Source organism: Parashewanella hymeniacidonis, assembly GCF_016900895.1.
In the GTDB taxonomy this organism is placed as follows: Bacteria; Pseudomonadota; Gammaproteobacteria; order Enterobacterales; family Shewanellaceae; genus Parashewanella; species Parashewanella hymeniacidonis.
The window spans coordinates 1-17,232 of the sequence record NZ_JAFEUN010000049.1 but is presented as its reverse complement, the minus strand read 5'-3'; the positions used below and the strand labels follow the sequence as shown (position 1 = coordinate 17,232).

The 17,232-nt window shown below is 38.0% G+C and carries 18 protein-coding genes and 4 tRNA genes; 12 read left to right on the top strand and 10 right to left on the bottom strand.

Features of this window, described 5'->3' with window-relative positions; all coding sequences use genetic code 11:
* Positions 1 to 56: 56 nt before the first annotated feature.
* The 4 genes from JQC92_RS11300 (at position 57) to JQC92_RS11285 (ending at position 3,941) form a co-directional block, all read left to right on the top strand.
* Entirely contained in the window at positions 57 to 2,249 is a 2,193-nt protein-coding gene (locus JQC92_RS11300) for a hypothetical protein (RefSeq protein WP_204999753.1), read from the top strand.
* A gap of 193 nt (positions 2,250 to 2,442) precedes the next feature.
* Complete coding sequence (locus JQC92_RS11295) at positions 2,443 to 2,835, top strand: DUF2721 domain-containing protein (protein WP_204999752.1); 393 nt, start codon at positions 2,443 to 2,445, stop codon at positions 2,833 to 2,835.
* Positions 2,832 to 3,464, top strand: coding sequence for a trimeric intracellular cation channel family protein (locus JQC92_RS11290; RefSeq protein ID WP_204999751.1), 633 nt, complete (start codon positions 2,832 to 2,834; stop codon positions 3,462 to 3,464). Before JQC92_RS11295 ends, JQC92_RS11290 begins: the two co-directional genes overlap by 4 nt.
* On the top strand, positions 3,465 to 3,941 hold the full coding sequence (locus tag JQC92_RS11285) for a nuclear transport factor 2 family protein (protein WP_129948080.1): 477 nt from the start codon (positions 3,465 to 3,467) through the stop codon (positions 3,939 to 3,941).
* Positions 3,942 to 3,989: 48 nt separating this feature from the next.
* Here the strand turns inward: JQC92_RS11285 and JQC92_RS11280 are convergent, their stop codons facing one another.
* On the bottom strand, positions 3,990 to 4,481 hold the full coding sequence (locus JQC92_RS11280; RefSeq protein ID WP_204999750.1) for a hypothetical protein: 492 nt from the start codon (positions 4,479 to 4,481) through the stop codon (positions 3,990 to 3,992).
* Positions 4,482 to 4,808: 327 nt separating this feature from the next.
* Here JQC92_RS11280 and JQC92_RS11275 point away from each other — a divergent pair, with 327 nt between their 5' ends.
* Positions 4,809 to 5,066 carry a YfhL family 4Fe-4S dicluster ferredoxin gene (locus JQC92_RS11275; protein ID WP_129948064.1) on the top strand — a complete coding sequence of 86 codons (258 nt, stop codon included), beginning with the start codon at positions 4,809 to 4,811 and terminating at the stop codon, positions 5,064 to 5,066.
* Here JQC92_RS11275 and JQC92_RS22895 read toward each other — a convergent pair.
* From JQC92_RS22895 to JQC92_RS11255, 4 genes are all read right to left on the bottom strand, one after another.
* On the bottom strand, positions 5,063 to 5,629 hold the full coding sequence (locus JQC92_RS22895; RefSeq protein ID WP_276315796.1) for a pilus assembly FimT family protein: 567 nt from the start codon (positions 5,627 to 5,629) through the stop codon (positions 5,063 to 5,065). The two genes, JQC92_RS11275 and JQC92_RS22895, sit on opposite strands and share 4 nt — an antisense overlap.
* Positions 5,630 to 5,694: 65 nt before the next feature.
* Complete coding sequence (locus JQC92_RS11265; RefSeq protein ID WP_204999748.1) at positions 5,695 to 6,210, bottom strand: ubiquitin carboxyl-terminal hydrolase family protein; 516 nt, start codon at positions 6,208 to 6,210, stop codon at positions 5,695 to 5,697.
* A 279-nt stretch (positions 6,211 to 6,489) separates the two neighbouring features.
* A complete protein-coding gene (locus tag JQC92_RS11260) occupies positions 6,490 to 6,954 on the bottom strand; it encodes a hypothetical protein (protein ID WP_204999747.1) in 465 nt (154 codons plus the stop codon).
* A gap of 147 nt (positions 6,955 to 7,101) precedes the next feature.
* On the bottom strand, positions 7,102 to 8,598 hold the full coding sequence (locus JQC92_RS11255; protein ID WP_204999746.1) for a hypothetical protein: 1,497 nt from the start codon (positions 8,596 to 8,598) through the stop codon (positions 7,102 to 7,104).
* A gap of 293 nt (positions 8,599 to 8,891) precedes the next feature.
* On the opposite strand from JQC92_RS11255, the gene yiaY reads away from it, so the two are divergent.
* Positions 8,892 to 10,040 (top strand): L-threonine dehydrogenase, encoded by a 1,149-nt coding sequence (gene yiaY / locus JQC92_RS11250; protein WP_204999745.1) that lies wholly within the window; start codon positions 8,892 to 8,894, stop codon positions 10,038 to 10,040.
* A 30-nt stretch (positions 10,041 to 10,070) separates the two neighbouring features.
* On the opposite strand, the gene JQC92_RS11245 is transcribed toward yiaY, so the two are convergent.
* Positions 10,071 to 10,979: a DMT family transporter gene (locus JQC92_RS11245; RefSeq protein ID WP_204999744.1), complete on the bottom strand. Its 909-nt coding sequence runs from the start codon at positions 10,977 to 10,979 to the stop codon at positions 10,071 to 10,073.
* Between the two features lie 122 nt (positions 10,980 to 11,101).
* Between JQC92_RS11245 and JQC92_RS11240 the strand changes: the two genes are divergently transcribed.
* From JQC92_RS11240 to JQC92_RS11220, 5 genes are all read left to right on the top strand, one after another.
* The gene (locus tag JQC92_RS11240; RefSeq protein WP_204999743.1) at positions 11,102 to 12,001 is read left to right on the top strand and encodes a LysR family transcriptional regulator; all 900 of its coding nucleotides are present in this window, start codon (positions 11,102 to 11,104) and stop codon (positions 11,999 to 12,001) included.
* A 117-nt stretch (positions 12,002 to 12,118) separates the two neighbouring features.
* Positions 12,119 to 12,194 (top strand) — tRNA-Phe (locus JQC92_RS11235).
* A 47-nt stretch (positions 12,195 to 12,241) separates the two neighbouring features.
* A tRNA-Thr gene (locus JQC92_RS11230) sits at positions 12,242 to 12,317 on the top strand.
* A gap of 32 nt (positions 12,318 to 12,349) precedes the next feature.
* A tRNA-Phe gene (locus tag JQC92_RS11225) sits at positions 12,350 to 12,425 on the top strand.
* Positions 12,426 to 12,450: 25 nt separating this feature from the next.
* Positions 12,451 to 12,526 (top strand) — tRNA-Thr (locus JQC92_RS11220).
* A gap of 217 nt (positions 12,527 to 12,743) precedes the next feature.
* Here the strand turns inward: JQC92_RS11220 and JQC92_RS22890 are convergent.
* Complete coding sequence (locus JQC92_RS22890; RefSeq protein WP_276315795.1) at positions 12,744 to 12,875, bottom strand: hypothetical protein; 132 nt, start codon at positions 12,873 to 12,875, stop codon at positions 12,744 to 12,746.
* Positions 12,876 to 13,617: 742 nt separating this feature from the next.
* Positions 13,618 to 14,142 (bottom strand): NADPH-dependent FMN reductase, encoded by a 525-nt coding sequence (locus JQC92_RS11215; RefSeq protein WP_204999742.1) that lies wholly within the window; start codon positions 14,140 to 14,142, stop codon positions 13,618 to 13,620.
* Positions 14,143 to 14,257: 115 nt separating this feature from the next.
* Here JQC92_RS11215 and JQC92_RS11210 point away from each other — a divergent pair, with 115 nt between their 5' ends.
* On the top strand, positions 14,258 to 15,151 hold the full coding sequence (locus JQC92_RS11210) for a LysR family transcriptional regulator (protein ID WP_204999741.1): 894 nt from the start codon (positions 14,258 to 14,260) through the stop codon (positions 15,149 to 15,151).
* A gap of 35 nt (positions 15,152 to 15,186) precedes the next feature.
* Here JQC92_RS11210 and JQC92_RS11205 read toward each other — a convergent pair whose 3' ends face one another.
* The gene (locus JQC92_RS11205) at positions 15,187 to 16,479 is read right to left on the bottom strand and encodes an NAD(P)/FAD-dependent oxidoreductase (protein ID WP_204999740.1); all 1,293 of its coding nucleotides are present in this window, start codon (positions 16,477 to 16,479) and stop codon (positions 15,187 to 15,189) included.
* Between the two features lie 201 nt (positions 16,480 to 16,680).
* The gene (locus JQC92_RS11200) at positions 16,681 to 17,091 is read right to left on the bottom strand and encodes a transposase (protein WP_204999739.1); all 411 of its coding nucleotides are present in this window, start codon (positions 17,089 to 17,091) and stop codon (positions 16,681 to 16,683) included.
* Positions 17,092 to 17,232: the final 141 nt, after the last annotated feature.

The following is a 17,232-nucleotide window of genomic DNA, read 5'->3' as shown; positions in this document are numbered from 1 at the left end:
TAACATTGAAATGTTTTACATAAAAATCACAATAAAACTACATAGGCAAGAAATTTATGAACGCTACGAAAGGAATGTTATGGTTTGCAAGCCTGCTTTCTATAACTATTTTGCAAGGATGTGGTGGTTCCGATGATAAAAAGGAATCAAGTAGTCCCACAACTCAACCTGTTACTCAACAACCAATGGCACCTGAATTAAACATCACGGGCGAAAGTGACTTATCGTTCACGATAAATGAGTCCTTACTTTTTGAAATAACAAACTCTGGAGACCCGGTCACTGATTGCTCAATTTCACCCGCTTTATCGCAGCCATTAGAAATAAGGAAAATTGGTAGTACTTGCGTGTTAAGCGGAGTCGCTGATGCTGAATTTGAAAAAAAGAATTTCACGGTTACAGGAAGTAATGATGCTGGGACATCATCTGTTGAATTATCTTTAGAAGTTGTTCAAACGGTGCCTGTATTTACAAGCACTCTCGAATCACTTTATCAACTGCAGGTTCAACAGCCTTTTGAATTACTCATCAACATTCAATCAGCGAATGCCGAAATATGCACGGTATCACCAGAGCTACCAATCGGTTTAAGCATTGCTAGCATTAATGGTCATTGTGTAATTAATGGTGTTCCCACCGAAGTAAGCCCAAGTACGTCCTATACCCTTGCAGCTGAAAACAGTGGTGGAACAGAGCAAACTTCATTCAATATTCAGGTAGAACCACTCAGTGAATATTTAGGTGATGGACCTAACCCAGTTAATTTTGATTTTGTCTCTGAAATCAGTGAAAAAGACAATCCTGAATTAATTGTCACTGCTGTGAGAGAAGATAACTTCGACTATGACTCTGTATTACGTCTCCAGAGTAATGGTTTTCCGAATATCATCAAATCAATAAAAACAAGTTCAGGATTGAATTTAACCTCGGCAGAAGACATTGCCTCGTTGTTTAAATTACACATTGACCCAAACAGCGGTGAAGTTGAAGTGCATTTAACTCGTCAGCTCAACTTTGAACAAGATGCTGCTTTTTATGAACTGAACCTAGAGCTTGGCTCAGAGTCAGTTGCCGTGCTTGTTCGCCTCTATAATGTGCAAAACGGCACTGAAGCTGAGCCTTTAACCATCAGTAACCTTTCCGAATTGCGAAGCTTTGCTGATGGCCAGTTCATCACTGAAAACATTGGCTTTGATGATATTGATTTAGGTGAAAATGCTAATCGTAGTGATCAGAATCTGGTTAATTTGTTCATCAGCTTAGACCGAGATATTGATGCTTCAGCGTCAACTACATCTCCTTGGGAAGCGTTTGAACTAGAAGGCACAATCGACGGAAATAAACACGTAATTTTCAACTTAACAACTGCTGATAACGGTTTTATCTATAACAATGATCACTATGACTTAGCGAAAATAAAAAACATTGGTTTCGACAATGCGACATTTAAATCAAGGTTTATTTACGTTGCAAATGGTGAATTAAATAGTATTTATTTAACTGGAACAGCCACTCCAGATGAGAGCGCTTCTTTATACTTTTCTCCGCTTTCTGCTGCAATTAACCCTATTACCCGAGTTTACACGAACCTCTATGTTGATCTGGGTGAAAACTTAACCGTTACCAGAGCTAAAATCGGCGGTATATTTGGCGTAATTGGTTCTTTCTTTTATTTAGAATCAGCGTATAGCAATGGTACGATATCAGGCCACTTTGAGAGTGTCTCATCTACGGTACAGGTTGGTGGTATCGTTGGTGGCAGTATTTTTAACTATTCAGATAGATTTAGACCATCTCTGATGTACAGTGCAATGAAGCTTGATATTAGAGGAAATCAAGGAAGAATTGGTGTCGGTGGGTTTGGAAGTCAATATCTTGAGTACCCTGAAGGAGAGATCAGTAGTAGCGATTACCAATGGCGATTTGTCAAGGATAGAGGAAACCCATCCATCATTAGAAATGTCGGTAATCTACATCGTGATTTAAATAATGACGGTATTGCTGATGAAAATGGTGAAGGCCCAGATATTTCAGGCTCTGGTATCAGCGAAGCACAACTAACACTTGCAGAAACATTTACAGGTTTGTGGATAGCTGAAGACAGTCATTTTGATATACAAGAGGGTGAATTTCCCGTCCTAAAAGGTATGCCTTATCCACATACTTTAGGTTCGAGCTGGCTTAATGCGGAAGATCCTGGCGTAGCTCATCAACGAGCGACTTATAACGACTATCTAACAAAGCCTTAAGGCTCTTTACCTTTGCACTAATACATGTCGGCAATTTCATTTGTTATTGCCGACTTTTTTCGTTCCGTAACGCACAAAATGTGATCGTGCATATAATTCTTTATAAACTCAACTTTTGAGCAAAATAAACACTACATATGTAATAAAATTACATTTATAATCTGCGATTGTATTCTAAACTTTAGGTCAAAGAGTGTTTGAGAAATTACATCTATCACTAACTACTCCAGCATTACTATTTCCAGCAATTTCTTTATTATTGCTTGCATATACTAATCGATTTTTCTCATTGGCAGCCTTGATCAGAAATTTAAGCTCAGACAAAAAACCAATATTGAATGATCAGATCAAAAACCTGCACAAACGAATTGCGATTATTAAACGAATGCAAGAATCAGGCGTAGTTGCATTCGCTTTATGTGTCGTGAGTATGATCTTGCTTTACATAGGCTTTAACGAAGTTGGTTCAATCGTATTTGGTTTAAGTTTATTACTATTACTTTATTCACTTATTCTATCAGTGATAGAAATTAGAATTTCTGTAGACGCACTCAACATCCACCTTAAGGAAATAAGTAAAAAATGAGTCAATGGATTTACTTCTTTGATTTATGGGGCACAGCGGTTTTTGCACTGACTGGCGCATTAGCAGCCGGCCACCATAGAATGGACCCGTTTGGGGTTCTCGTTTTGGCCGGTGTAACGGCTGTTGGTGGAGGCAGCATCCGCGATTTACTCATGGGCTCTACACCTGTTTTTTGGTTACAAGATACAAATTATATTTTAGCGATTCTAATCACCGTCGCTTTAACATTACTGTTGTTACGTTCGAACAACAACCGAAATGCACCTTGGTTTATTCTACCTGTTGCTGATGCCTTTGGACTTGCACTGTTCACCATTATTGGTACAGAAAAAGCACTATTACTGGGCTTAGATGAAATATCAGCAGTCATTATGGGAGTAGTAACAGGAATTGGTGGTGGTATTCTTCGTGATGTTATTTGTAGACAAGTTCCGATGGTCTTGCGTACAGAAATATACGCCACAGCCTGTATGATTGGCGCAATTTGTTATGTATTATTCCTTAGTGCTGGTTTCGATCAAAAAACGACGATGTTTATTGCAATGAGTACCGCACTATTCATTAGGCTGGCCGCTATCCGCTGGCGTTTGTCATTACCTGCTTTCGATTTAAGTTTAAAGAGTTCATAGATGAGAAGTTTGTTAATCATTATTGTATTTTTTCTTTCTTTTTCAACGCTTGCGTCAAATGGACAAATTCCACCAGAGCAAAAGCTGGCGCTGAATTACATACATGCGCTCACAAATAATGACATGAAAAAGCTCAGTACTTTCTACAGTAGGGAAAGTATTTTTCAGGATAAAACTGCCGATAAAAAATATGTTGGCCGTAGCCATATCTTAGAATTCATCCATCGAGCTCATGAAGGCTTAATCGAGTATAAATTTACTGTAGAACACATGTTCAACTCAGGCTCTTTGGTCGTCATTGTAGGAAGCTACAGTTACAAAGGGTTAGGTCGACTTTTTGGAAAGCCGGGGAAGGTAATCAATATTTCTGTTTCAGGGGTTACAACCTTAGATGTTGATGTCAAAAATCATAGAATAAAAAAACACGTTGATATGATTGATTATCAAACAATGAACGACCAATTAGAAGTACAATAATTCATATACGTTATACTCATAAATGCATCTATGGGTATAACGTAAACTTTACTTAGAATCATATTCCTTCTTTAACTCAATATACCGCTCATTAAGTTGTGACGTGTACAAAGCAAGCAAGACAGAATAATTAACTGATTTTTTGGGCACTTCAAAAAAGGCTGCAACTAAATCGAACATCATACAAATTGCTTTATCTAGGCTGTGTTTCGCAATTGACAACGACTTAACAAAAACCACTCTTTTTTTCTTGTTTATCACACACTTTACAGCCCAACCTGATTTTTTTTGTGGTGGAACAATAATAATATGTTTCAACTTGCCGTCAGGATGGCAAAACATAGACATTAATGAATTATTCGAAGATATTTGTTTAGCTGCAAGCTCATTGTCTAACTGTTTAGCTTCGTACTTTTTTAACGCAAGCTCTTTACCTAAAAGGCCTGTAACATTAATAAACCGATTAAATTCTTCTTTATTTACCTTTCGATGAACATGAAGGTACTCTCGCCCATCGAGCTCTCTGTATACTACTGACATAACGCCTCTCTCAGAAGGCGCATCCTTGCTAATGTAACCTTTCTAATAAAAGGCTTAAAAAATGATATTGAAGGATTTTATCAAAAGTTGTGAACTGAAAACTAGCAATCATTGTATAAAATTTTATAAAGGCAAAATATAAACTTAGTACAATTCAATTAATTTTCTATAAACAGGTGAATTGCTCAATATGATTGCTGTTACACACACCCTGCTTTTTATAGTAAAATAGTGACATCTTAGGTAACTCAAAGTAATCACGTTCCTATAACGTACATTCTCTGAAACCCTTATTATTACTGTATTTTACTGAGGAATATCAACAAAGTGGCATTATTAATTGATGACAGTTGTATCAATTGCGATATGTGTGACCCTGAGTGCCCAAACGAAGCGATCAGTTTAGGCGAAGAAATCTTTGAGATTGAACCAGCTCTTTGCACCGAATGCGTTGGTCATTATGACAAACCAACATGTGTATCAGTTTGTCCAATCGATTGTATTGCTCCAGACCCAAATCATAAAGAGTCGCAAGACGAGCTCTTAGTGAAATATGGCATTTTGACAGGCAAGATTAAGGTTTAACAACCCGAGGTTGTCATTTCAATTGTTGCGGGTGTTGTTCCTTTCGCGGCGAAATAACGCATATAACATCCCGTAGCCATTGGTTGAATACCTAAATCCGAGCCACTGCCATCTTTTGATAAATCCCCAAATCCAATATCCATAGCCGGTCTTGAAACTCCATTTGCAACTCGACTACCCATTCCCTGAGTTACCCAGTCGCTTTCAGCGTTATTAGAAAACTTACCATAATAGCTTACTTTCCCAATATTCACCGCCAAAACAAGCCCTTGTGAAATGCTGGCACTAGGATAGCCATAACTTATTTGTACCGAATTACCTTGAATTTGTATGGTCGAACTTTCTAAGCTATCTAAACCTTCTATAACAGCTTTTGCATGTACCATTTGAATTGCACTTTTAATGGTTCCGGTTGTTTGCGCTAATGTGGCTTTACGGGCATCAGAAGAAAAATCAATAAACTTAGGAGCGGCAACAACAGCAAGGATACCCAAAAGTACAATAACGGCGACAAGCTCAATTAAAGTAAATCCATTCTGGAAGAAGTTTCGATTGTTCATCATTAACATTCAAAGAAGAAGTAGTGCTTTTACTCTACAATAAAATACTAATAAAAACATCGATAAAATCAATAATCAGTCAACTCATCAACATTCTTCTCTAAATCGGATAGGTAAGGAAGAGTGCTAAAGTTATGAGTGAAATACGCCTTTAAATTTCCTTTGTAAAATTTAATGCTCCTATCAGAGTGAACTAACCACCTTTGGTCGCCTAGATTCTCAAGAGTGAAGTAATGACCACTATTAACTGAGCGAGAACCAATGTGGCAGATAACGGTTCTTATCCTAAAATCTAGGAACTTAAAATCCAACGATGAATCAACGATTGATATTATTAAGTGGTCATCACTATCCGTAAAAAGTGCGCAAGGTTCTATGGGTTTTCTTCTGTCTACTCCAGCAAATATTTTTGCCTGAATTTTTAGTGACTTTAGTTTCTCACTCGCCTTACATCTAATCGATGAACTCACTGACGTTGAAGCCAATTGTTTAATATTCCCATCATCGCCTGTAACTTCGACTCTTGATGCATGGGTTGATTGAAATTCACTAGATAAAATATCAGATAAGTTTTTACCATCCACATCAATTGATAAAAATTAACCGCTCTCTTTTGCATTTGATTCAATCGTTAACTGTCCTTTCCAGCTTTGTTCAAGATGATATACCCATATATGTGGTGCAGAAACAACGTATTATCCTCACTGATCAACCCACAAAATTGACAAATGGCATCAGAGAATATTTGCGCACCCCATTGCCTCACACCAAAGTTTTTAAATTGCTCACCCAAATATTTGAGTGCAACTTTTTGGTTTTCATCTAATCATTCATATTTTACTACCTTCAATTTCTTTATTTCATTAAAAAAACGCTGTTCGAGCACGATCTATTTCTCTTTGGTCACATTTTCCTACTCTAAACGAACAGAACAGTTCATTTAATTTTTTATACGATTGAGCTAGCTTACCGGCAAATACAGGCACTTTAGTTGGAGAAACCTCATACCCAGCAGAGCCTAAAATTAGTTGCTTTAATGCCGCATTAGCAAAACAGTTACCCCCTTCACTTTCAAACCCCGGCGTGAGTTTTTGTATATCCGTTGAGCTCTTATCTACACTCCAACATTGAAAAGTGGCTCCAGAATTTGATTTGATACTACGTGTATCGCTATTAACAAACGCTTCAAATTTAGGTTCAACTTGAGTATGGCTACTAACGGCATAAGAAGGTTCTGCTGAGTTATTTATGCAATGTATAACTACAAAGTCTTGGAAAACATCTTCAATAAACTCAGGTAAAGCCCCTTGCTGTCGGCTGTTGAACATTTGTAAGAGCAACCTTTCAGCACACATATCAAAACTGTTTATTGATTAATTTAAGATCCATTAAGTTTATAAATAGTCAGAATTAGTTTCGATTAAATATTGTTCACAACTGATTTGAGTGATGAGAGGAAAACCTGAATGGTAAAACTATACTTTGACCAGGTTCAGTAAGTAAGGAACACATTGGCGATTATTTAAAACAAATTGCTTCATGGTGCCTTCATAAATACTAATAGACAATCCATCGTGTATCAGCCAGGATTTGTCTCCTAAATTTTCAAGAGTGAAGTAGTGACCGCTGTTTACCGTATTTCCTCCCACATGAAAAACAACAGTATGAATTTTAAAATTAGCTGAAACGACCTCAACCGTAGGATCGGTATAGCTTTCCTTTTGACCTTCTTCAATATCAAGATTTTTTCTGAACTTAAGGCAAATACTGTCATCGTCTTCATCAAATAAGGCGTGCCCACCCTCTACTTTTCTAATATTAGGGTGCTGAAAAACACTTGCACACAGCCTGATTGATTTCACTTCATCTATAGCTGCACAACCGAAACTATTGTATAAACAAGCGTCTTTGGTTTTGGAGTATTGACCTTTTACCACAGTTATAAAAGACTCTTTATCAGCTTCCACTTCTTCACTGAAGGTCTCTGCAAGTAGCTTTCCTTTTGGGTAAATCATTTTAAAAGCACCTAACTCAGGCTTTTGTGATTGCACATGAGTAAAATGCATGCTTTCAGAAGGTGGTGTTAATTCGAATCGATTTCTCTCATAAATCGTATTTTCATGCTTATTAAGCCTTAGCAGTTGACACAAGCTATCTGAAAACTCCATTGCATCTTGTTCCCTTTGAAACCACCTAGCTATCGAGCCCTTTAACTTTTGATATGCCAACAAATCAGCTCCCTTTAATCCTTTTGGATTACTGGAGCGAAAATCTATCAACGCTGAAAAAAACGCTTTCGAAACGTGATAAATACTCTTTGGATGTCTGTTGCCAGCTCTAATATCATGAAAAACGTTTGACAAACTTTGAAATGCTTTCGCTAACGGGTGCACGGAATGTGGGATACTTAACATTGCTAATTCTTGATTCCCGGGCTCGAGTAATAATTGTTTTAATGCTGAATTAGCAAAGCACATATTTAAACCGCCAGAAAACCCAACCGTTTTGTCCCGAATTTGTTCGACTTCTATTTTTTTAGAGGATCTTTTCAATTCAGTATCTTTGGGTAACTCGCACTCTACTTTTACTGCATTGTCATTTTTTTGTAATTCAGGGGTTTCTGGTGAAACTTTACCAATCCTAGCTAAAAACCAACTCTTGAGTTGTTTACTTTCATTCGTTTTTTCAAGACTGATAAAACCCTCATTCTCGGTAAATTCAAGAAATTCAAGAGTGCGTGATTTAAGATCTGAATCTTGTGATTGTGGATCGGTTTGCTCTTTGTTTTCTGAGGAAATAGCTCTTACAAGGAATGTTTTTGGCGAATTGCTACTTTCAAGGTTTCCCTTATAGTCAACCTTAAAAACAAATTCACTCCTTGCATCTATTTTTTTCAACTCTTCAAGATTACCAGAGACGAAATCTAGACTTCCTTCTCTCGGTTGTAGAGTGAATTTAAATTCTCGACTCATTAACAAAAACCAGTAACTTAACTACGTTTCATTATAGTTACTCTTGATGTAAAAGCTGAATAATTTGACTTAACCTTTAGAATTGTGAGCATGGCAAACTCTTTCGAATTAACACGTCGTAGGTCAAAAAAAACCGCCCGACTTGACCACAACGACATTTTTGATATAAAAAAATACAAACCGCAAAAATTTAGATCTAAATCACTTTACCTCCTTAGTTTCATTGTTAATTTAATACTCAGTAGAGAATTAAAACTTTTTAAAAAATTAACTTTAAATTTGTAGGAGAGAGAATGGCTGCTAAATTTTTTATCCCATCAGTGAATGTACTAGGACAAGGCGCTGTAGATGATGCAATTGGTGATATCCAAACTTTGGGCTTTCAACGTGCACTTATCGTAACTGATAAGCCAATAGTTGAAATCGGTATTGCTGGCGGTTTAGTTGCTAAACTTGCCGACGTGAGTATTGAAGCTTTCATTTTTGACGGTACTCAGCCTAACCCAACAATGGGCAATGTAGAAGCAGGTCTAAAAATCTTAAAAGATAACGATTGTGACTTCGTAATCTCTCTAGGTGGTGGCTCTCCACATGATTGCGCTAAAGGCATCGCTCTTGTTGCAACTAATGGTGGCAGCATTAAAGATTACGAAGGTGTTGACGTTTCTAAACAACCTCAACTTCCATTAGTTGCAATCAACACAACTGCTGGTACTGCAAGTGAAATGACTCGCTTCTGCATCATTACTGATGAAGAACGTCATATCAAGATGGCTATCGTTGACAAAAACACTACGCCTATCTTATCTGTAAACGATCCAGAGCTTATGCTTAAAAAGCCTAAAGCATTGACTGCTGCAACAGGCATGGATGCATTGACTCATGCAATCGAAGCTTATGTTTCTATCGCTGCTAACCCAATCACAGACGCATGTGCAATCAAAGCTATTGAGCTTATCCGTGACAACTTAACAACTGCAGTTAAAGACGGTCAAAATGTTGATGCTCGCGAGCAAATGGCTTACGCACAATTCTTAGCGGGTATGGCATTTAACAATGCAAGCCTTGGTTATGTTCACGCTATGGCACACCAATTAGGTGGTTTCTACGACTTACCACACGGTGTTTGTAACGCATTGCTTCTTCCACATGTTCAAGAGTACAACGCAAAAGTTGTTCCTAACTTATTGAAAGACGTTGCTGTTGCAATGGGTGTTGACGTTACAGGTCTAAGTGATGAACAAGGCGCTGCGGCAGCTATCGATGCAATTAAGAGCCTTGCAGCTTCTATCGATATTCCTGCTTCACTCACAGAGCTTGGTGTTCAAGAAAAAGACATCCCAACTCTTGCTGATAACGCACTTAAAGATGCTTGTGGTTTCACTAACCCTAAACAAGCTACTCATGAAGAAATCTGCCAAATCTTCAAAAACGCTCTGTAATTCCATTCAGAGTTAAGACTTTCAGGCAGCTTAGGCTGCCTGAATTTTTTTGCGCTTTAATAATCTAACTTTCATATTCGTGCTTAATAATCCGGAAATAACAATGAGCACAAGCCCTATTCCATAAGCTGGATAGAAGGGTTCGTGAAAAAAAACCATTAAGTACATCATTGCTAATATTGGCGTAAAATAAACAAACGGTGCTAAACAAGATGCATCTGACTTTCTTAAAGCCCACATCCAAATCAAGTCAGCCAAGCCATTAATTAAAGCTCCCACAAATATCACTGAGAACCAATCTAGCCCCTGTGGCCATATGAACTTGGATTTAATTAACATCGCAATAAAAGAGCACAGAGTCGCTACACTGAAAAACACCACGAATAGGCTCGTAGCTTCAAGCTTTAAATGTTTCATGCCTAAATTAAATATGGCAAAACAAAGCGCGCCTAAAGCTACGAAACCAAGTAATCTTGGGTTTTGTAACGAAAAATCATCCACACTACCTTTAGAAAGTACGATAACAACAGCACATAAACCTAACGTTGTGGCAATAACCTTTCGCCAATTAAGGCTTTCTTTAAATAAAAACACCGATAAAAACGACAACATTAGCGGCCATGTGTATTGGATGATAATGACATTAATTCCTTTACCCTCAGAAAAGCCCTCATACAAAAACAAGTAATATAAAAATGTACCAACAAACCCGACACCGATAGTCATCACCCAATCTATTCTTCGATACTTGAAAGGTGTAGATAAAGTCCCTTTATAAAAAGAGACTACAGTAACGGCAATTAGCGAAAAAAGGCTCGACCAAAATAAAAATTGAAAATGATCTAGTGAGTTATGACTCAGGCGCAAAACACTTGCTGTTGAAGCCCAAACCAACACACAAAAAAGAGCAATTAAAATACCTTGTCTTTGCGCTGTCATTATCACAATCTCATATCCAAAATAAAGGGAGTCTCAGTGTAGTATCACAAGGCAATATGCGATATTGATATATACTGATTTTTAGTATCATTTTTTGTGAAGTGTTTTACACAGGTGAAACGATGGAGTTTAAGCAATTAAAGACATTCAGAACCGCTGCACGAACAGAAAGTTTTTCAGAAACTGCTGATATTCTTTGCTACGTTCAATCGGCGGTAACGGCTCATATTAAAGCTCTGGAAACTGAGCTTAATGTAAAACTGTTTGACCGACATGGCAGAAATGTAAAACTTACTCAAGCAGGCATTCAACTTTACCAATATACGGAACAGCTGTTTAATTTACGTGAACAAGCTGAAACCGCCGTTCGCTCGACCCAAAGCGTCGTTGGTAAGCTCAATATCTCAGCTTATGAAACGGTGCTAACCTATCGTCTTCCCCCCCTTATTACCGAGTTCAGTAAACAATTTCCTGAAGTGAACCTATTTGTAAGTTCGTTAAATGTAAGAAGACTGTCTGAACAAGTCATCAATCATCAGGTCGATATCGCTTTTACTTTAGGTCATGAAGATATTGCAGAGCGGTTTTCAAAGTTCGCTTTAAGAAAGGAGCAAATTGTTGTCATTGCTGCACCAGACCACCCTTTAGTTACCCGCAATTCGATTACAGCTGAAGATTTTAAAGGTGAAACCATCCTTCTTACTGAGCAAGGCTGCCAATATAGGAAAAAATTTCTGACGGCTTTGAACGATGTAAAACCTGTACAAATAAAATATTTAGAATTTGTCAGCATTGAAGCAATCAAGTCTTGTGTAAGCATGGGGCTAGGAATTGCGGCCATTAGTCGAATTTCTGCGCAAAAGGACATAGACGCTGGAAAACTCACTGTATTAGATTGGGCAGGGCCTGATCTTTCTTTAACCTTAAATATGATTTGGAGTAGCAACCGCTGGCTATCTCCTGCTGTAAAAACGTTCATAGCGTTATCAAAATCACGTTTATTTAAGCAGATTGAACACTAACTCAACAATCGAAACAATTTTAAAAAAAAGAGCTTGCAGCACAGAACCTCTCGCTATATTATTTAGCCCGCTTTGAAGGAGACGAGTTATAAATTACTTGATACAACTTCATCAAATGCCCGAATAGCTCAGTCGGTAGAGCAGAGGATTGAAAATCCTCGTGTCCCTGGTTCGATTCCGGGTTCGGGCACCATTCTTTAAGTAAGACTCTTTTTTATAAAGAACTCTATTTAAGAATACGCCGACATAGCTCAGTTGGTAGAGCAACTGACTTGTAATCAGTAGGTCCCGAGTTCGACTCTTGGTGTCGGCACCATTTTTACTCTTTTAATTAAGAGCGTTAGATTTGCCCGAATAGCTCAGTCGGTAGAGCAGAGGATTGAAAATCCTCGTGTCCCTGGTTCGATTCCGGGTTCGGGCACCATTCTTTTAAAGAAGAATATTGGAATGCCGACATAGCTCAGTTGGTAGAGCAACTGACTTGTAATCAGTAGGTCCCGAGTTCGACTCTTGGTGTCGGCACCATTCCAATACTTCTCTCTTATTTAGTTATCATAACTTCTGTTTTCCATTATTATTTTCATAATATCTTTGCATCTATTTTTGCTCAATTCGATGATTAAGCTTTATTCATCATTATTGAAGATAGATAAACATCTAACTTTAGAATCCTGTTCAATATTTATATAGCGGGATAAGATGCATGAAATTCAACCTGATACAGAAAGTTCTATCAGGTTTCTTATTTTGATTTTTGCTCTGCAGTGGTTGGTTTAACGGCTTGCGGCGGAAGTAGTACCAATAAAAATGAAGTTAGTCCTAACAATCTCCCTAAGCCAAGTGCTTCTTCTACCAATGATGTACCTGCTGCCAACTTTGCGTGCCCTACATCACAAGATTTAAAAAATGTTCTATCCCCTTTTCCATGCGCTATACCTAAAGATGACGGATACTTAGCTTATGAAATGTGACCATCAACAAATGGAATACTCATTTATGTCGTAGGATTAAGACTTTCAACTCAAAGACAGTCCAGCAACAGCAATAAATGAAGCTAATAAGTTTTGGGATCAAAATAAAGATAAGCTAAATAAAGAACCAACCGTTATAAAAAAAGTCAATCGACTTAACCAAGAATCTCAACTTTGCATTTATTATGGAGACATGAGCGATAACTCAAAGCCTATGTTATTTATCTCAGCTTTCACTCCATAACAAAAGGCTAATAACTTTAATCAGTAGCCCAATGAAGCATGAGATGTCTGCCTCTTGATTTTAATTTTAAGCTTTATATACCCATTATGATACTTGAAGATGCATGTTTCAGGACTTTTTCAGCGCCAATTCTTTGAGGCGCATTAGCGAAGGAATATCGGGATTCTTTCGAGCTAATGTAACAAAGAAGAATTGGCGCTTAGAAGTCCACGCAGTGCGAGTTGCACAACTTGTTACTCTTCGTTGCCAGTGCTAACAATAGCTCACTATTGCCGCACACCGTCGCCTTGATTAACAAGTTGTGCATTCTCGCTGAAATCGAGCATCTTCAGGTATCATGGGTATACGTCATAAAGCTCATTTCAAAATCAAGAGAAAGTACTTTTTAACCTTTCAAACGTTCAGTTTAAAGTTTCAATGACATCTGTTAGTTTTTTATTGAACTCATTGTTAACGACTTTACCAGATTCAAAATCAAAATTGTCGTAAAAGCTTGCTAATGAAATCGTACCTAAGACTTCAGCACCAAAATGGGGAGCTGAATTTTCTGCTGTCGTTAATACACTTTTTGCACCGCCTGGACCAGGTGATGTTGCAAGCATGATAACGGCTTTACCTTGGAACACTTTCATATCGATTCTAGAAGTCCAATCGAATACGTTTTTATAAGCAGCGGTGTATGAACCATTATGTTCTGCAAAAGAAATTACGATTAAGTCAGAGTTACCGATGAGTTTAAAAAACTGTTGTGCTTGCTGAGGGGAGCCGAGCTCTTTTTCTCGATCTTCACTAAAGATTGGCATTTCGAATTCATTAAGATCCACTACGTTCACTTCAGCGCCTTTGACTAAACTAGCGGCATACTTTACCAATGTCTGATTAATAGAATTTCGACTGTTACTGGCTCCAATAGCTAAAACTTTCATTGTTCTTTCCTAACTGAATGAATATATGAAATACTTTAGACTATTTCCTAGCAATGATTAATCCCTTCATTGGGTATAAATTATTTCCAAATAACACCTAATAAGGTTGTTGGTGATGAAATCAGAATTACTTGATGGCATGGTGATTTTCGCCAGCGTTGTTGATAATGGCAGTTTTACTATGGCGGCCCAAAATTGCGGGCATTCGACATCTTATATTAGTAAAGAAGTCAATAAACTGGAGCAAAGGCTCGGAGTTCGTTTACTCCAAAGAACAACTCGCAAGTTAAAGTTGACCCCAGAAGGCCAACTTTATTATCAAACCTGTAAACAGATCATTGAAAGTGCTGAAGCAATACAAGATGGTTTAGAAGGGAAGCAAATTGAACCACAAGGTCAACTAAAAATCAGTTGCCCCGTAGGTTTTGGCATTGTTCAACTCAGCCCAATCTTTGCTCGCTTTATGAGAGCGTATCCAAAAGTTATTCTGGATGTGGAGCTCAATGATAGAAAAGTAGATTTAATTACCGAAGGCATCGATGTTGCTGTTCGCGCCGTCCATACCGCAGAAGACTCTAGTCTAATCAGTCGTAAATTCGGAAGCTCTTATAGCGTAACCGTTGCAGCTCCAAACTATATAAAAGAGCAAGGTTTGCCAAAGTGTCCCACTGAGTTAAGCCAACATAAGGCCGTAACCTACAGCAATCACAAGACGCCGAATATTTGGTTATACAAAGATAAAGATAATCAGCAACTTAAAGCTGAATTGAATAGTGTTTTTACAGCAAATAATTTAGATATAGCTATGCGGCTATGCATAGAAGGTATAGGTATCGCTCGACTACCAGTTGCACTCGCAGAGCAAGCTATTGCGACAGGACGATTGGTTGAACTGTTCAGTCACTTACCAAAAGACAATATTGAGTTTTGCTTAATTTACCCAAGCCGCAAGAACCTTTCAGCTAAGGTAAGAGCGTTTATCAACTTTATGTTAGAACACTTTGAATAGCAGTTTACCAGCACTTGGAAACTGCTAAAGCCATTTTAATGAAGTTTAAGCTTAGGTCGGTGCCAGCGAAGTAGTTTTTGTGCGAAACGATAAATTAAAGCAGAAAAATAACCGTATAGACTGGATAAGTGGCGTTGATAAAGTGACATATACATAAATCGTGCAATGTGCCCCTCAACAAAAAACTCTCCAGAACGCATACTGCCCATCAAATTACCAACAGCAGAGAATCGACTCAAAGAAACTAATGACCCATAATCCTTATAGACAAATTCATTCTCTGCCTTTCCTTTAAATTTGTTCACCAAATTTTTATGTAAACGGTGCGCCATTTGATCCGCAGCTTGTGCTCTCGGCGGTGACATTCTTCCATCCTGAAGCTCCATAGCCGCACAATCACCGATAACATAAACATCCTCAACACCGTCAACTTTCATAAAACGGTCAACTTCTATTTGGTTGCGTTTGGTTACAGGAAGTTGAGTCAATTTTGCAAAAATACTAGGGCCCATCACTCCAGCAGCCCAAACCTTGATGTTGGCGGGTATTAGGTTTCCATCATGAGTTATAAAACCATCTTTAGTAACTTCTTGAACTTGTACACCAATATGCAATTTAACTCCAATTCGGTCTAGCAAAGACTGAGCTCTGGCACTGATGCGCTCTGGTAATTGAGGTAAAATCTTGGGTGAAGCTTCAATTAAGTGAACATCTAAATGACCATCAGAAACGTTGTCATAACCAAAGTCTTTTACCGAGTCAATTACGTGGAACAACTCTGCAGCAAGCTCTACACCTGTTGCACCAGCACCCACAATCCCTATGCTCAGTTTCTTATCTTCACTTTCACTGAGTTGCAATAAAGCATCTAACAACTTTTGATGGAAAAATTCTGCACTGAGAAGGTTATCAAGAAAAATACAGTTCTCAATGGCACCAGGTGTCCCAAATGTATTCGAAACACTACCTAATGCTAAAACCATAATATCGTAATCAATATTACGAGATGACAATAGAAGCTCACCGTCTTCAGCGTAAACAGGTGCTAAATCAATTGTCTTATTGTCAACATCACACCCCGTAAACTCACCACGAATAAAGCGGTAACCATTTTTAAGGCCATGGTCTCGATACAGTAAACCGTCTATAGAACGATCGATGGCACCAACAGCGACTTCATGTAATTTGGGTTTCCATAGATGTACAGGGCTTTTATCAATCAAGCAAATATCAAACTTGTCCGTTTTCCCAAGCTTACGTCCTAATCTCGATGCTAAAGCTAAACCACCTGCCCCACCACCTACAATGACAATTTTCTTTACCGCCATAGAAACCTCAAAAATTACCGATAGGAATGCCTTTTACCCGACCAAATTGGTCAGACCAAATTACCATCACAATTTAGCATAATCAGCCGAAAAACATAAGCATAAAGAATCAAACAACTGAAAAACTACATTAATAATAGTTAACAATTACGAAAAAGAGGTATTAAGCAGTTCTATTTAAAATCAATACTGCGGACAGTTTTATGCTGCAATAACCCCGAACTCTTCAAGTTCACTGATGACTTGAGATACTTTTTCGTTACTCGGGTCGATATCTAACTTGTCAAAAATGATTTTCATCAAGTATTGATTAAACTTACGTCGCTTCCAACTGGCTATTGATATCACGGACTCAGAGTGACAACCCTTGGTCATCGCATCTTCAAATTTCAGTACATTTAACGCAGTTAAAGAGGCATTAATGTGTGTATGTATCGCCTCTTTTTTACGAGCTTGGCAATCCATCAATCCTGTAAACTGTTTCGCATCTCGGAAGACAAACTCTATCTGAAATCGAGCTTTGTAATAAGCAATTAAAGTCATCGCATCCAAATCGGTATCAGTGGAGAACAGCAATACCCGAGCAGTTTTCCCGCCTCGATTACAAATCAACATCGCAACCTTAATGTTTCGTAACTATTCAGCACTCTGAAAGTTAAATGAACAAAATACCTGCACTCAACTCACTATTTTTCACGATCATTTGACCGATCTAATCATCATGTCATGCTGTTGATATCATTCATTGAGTTG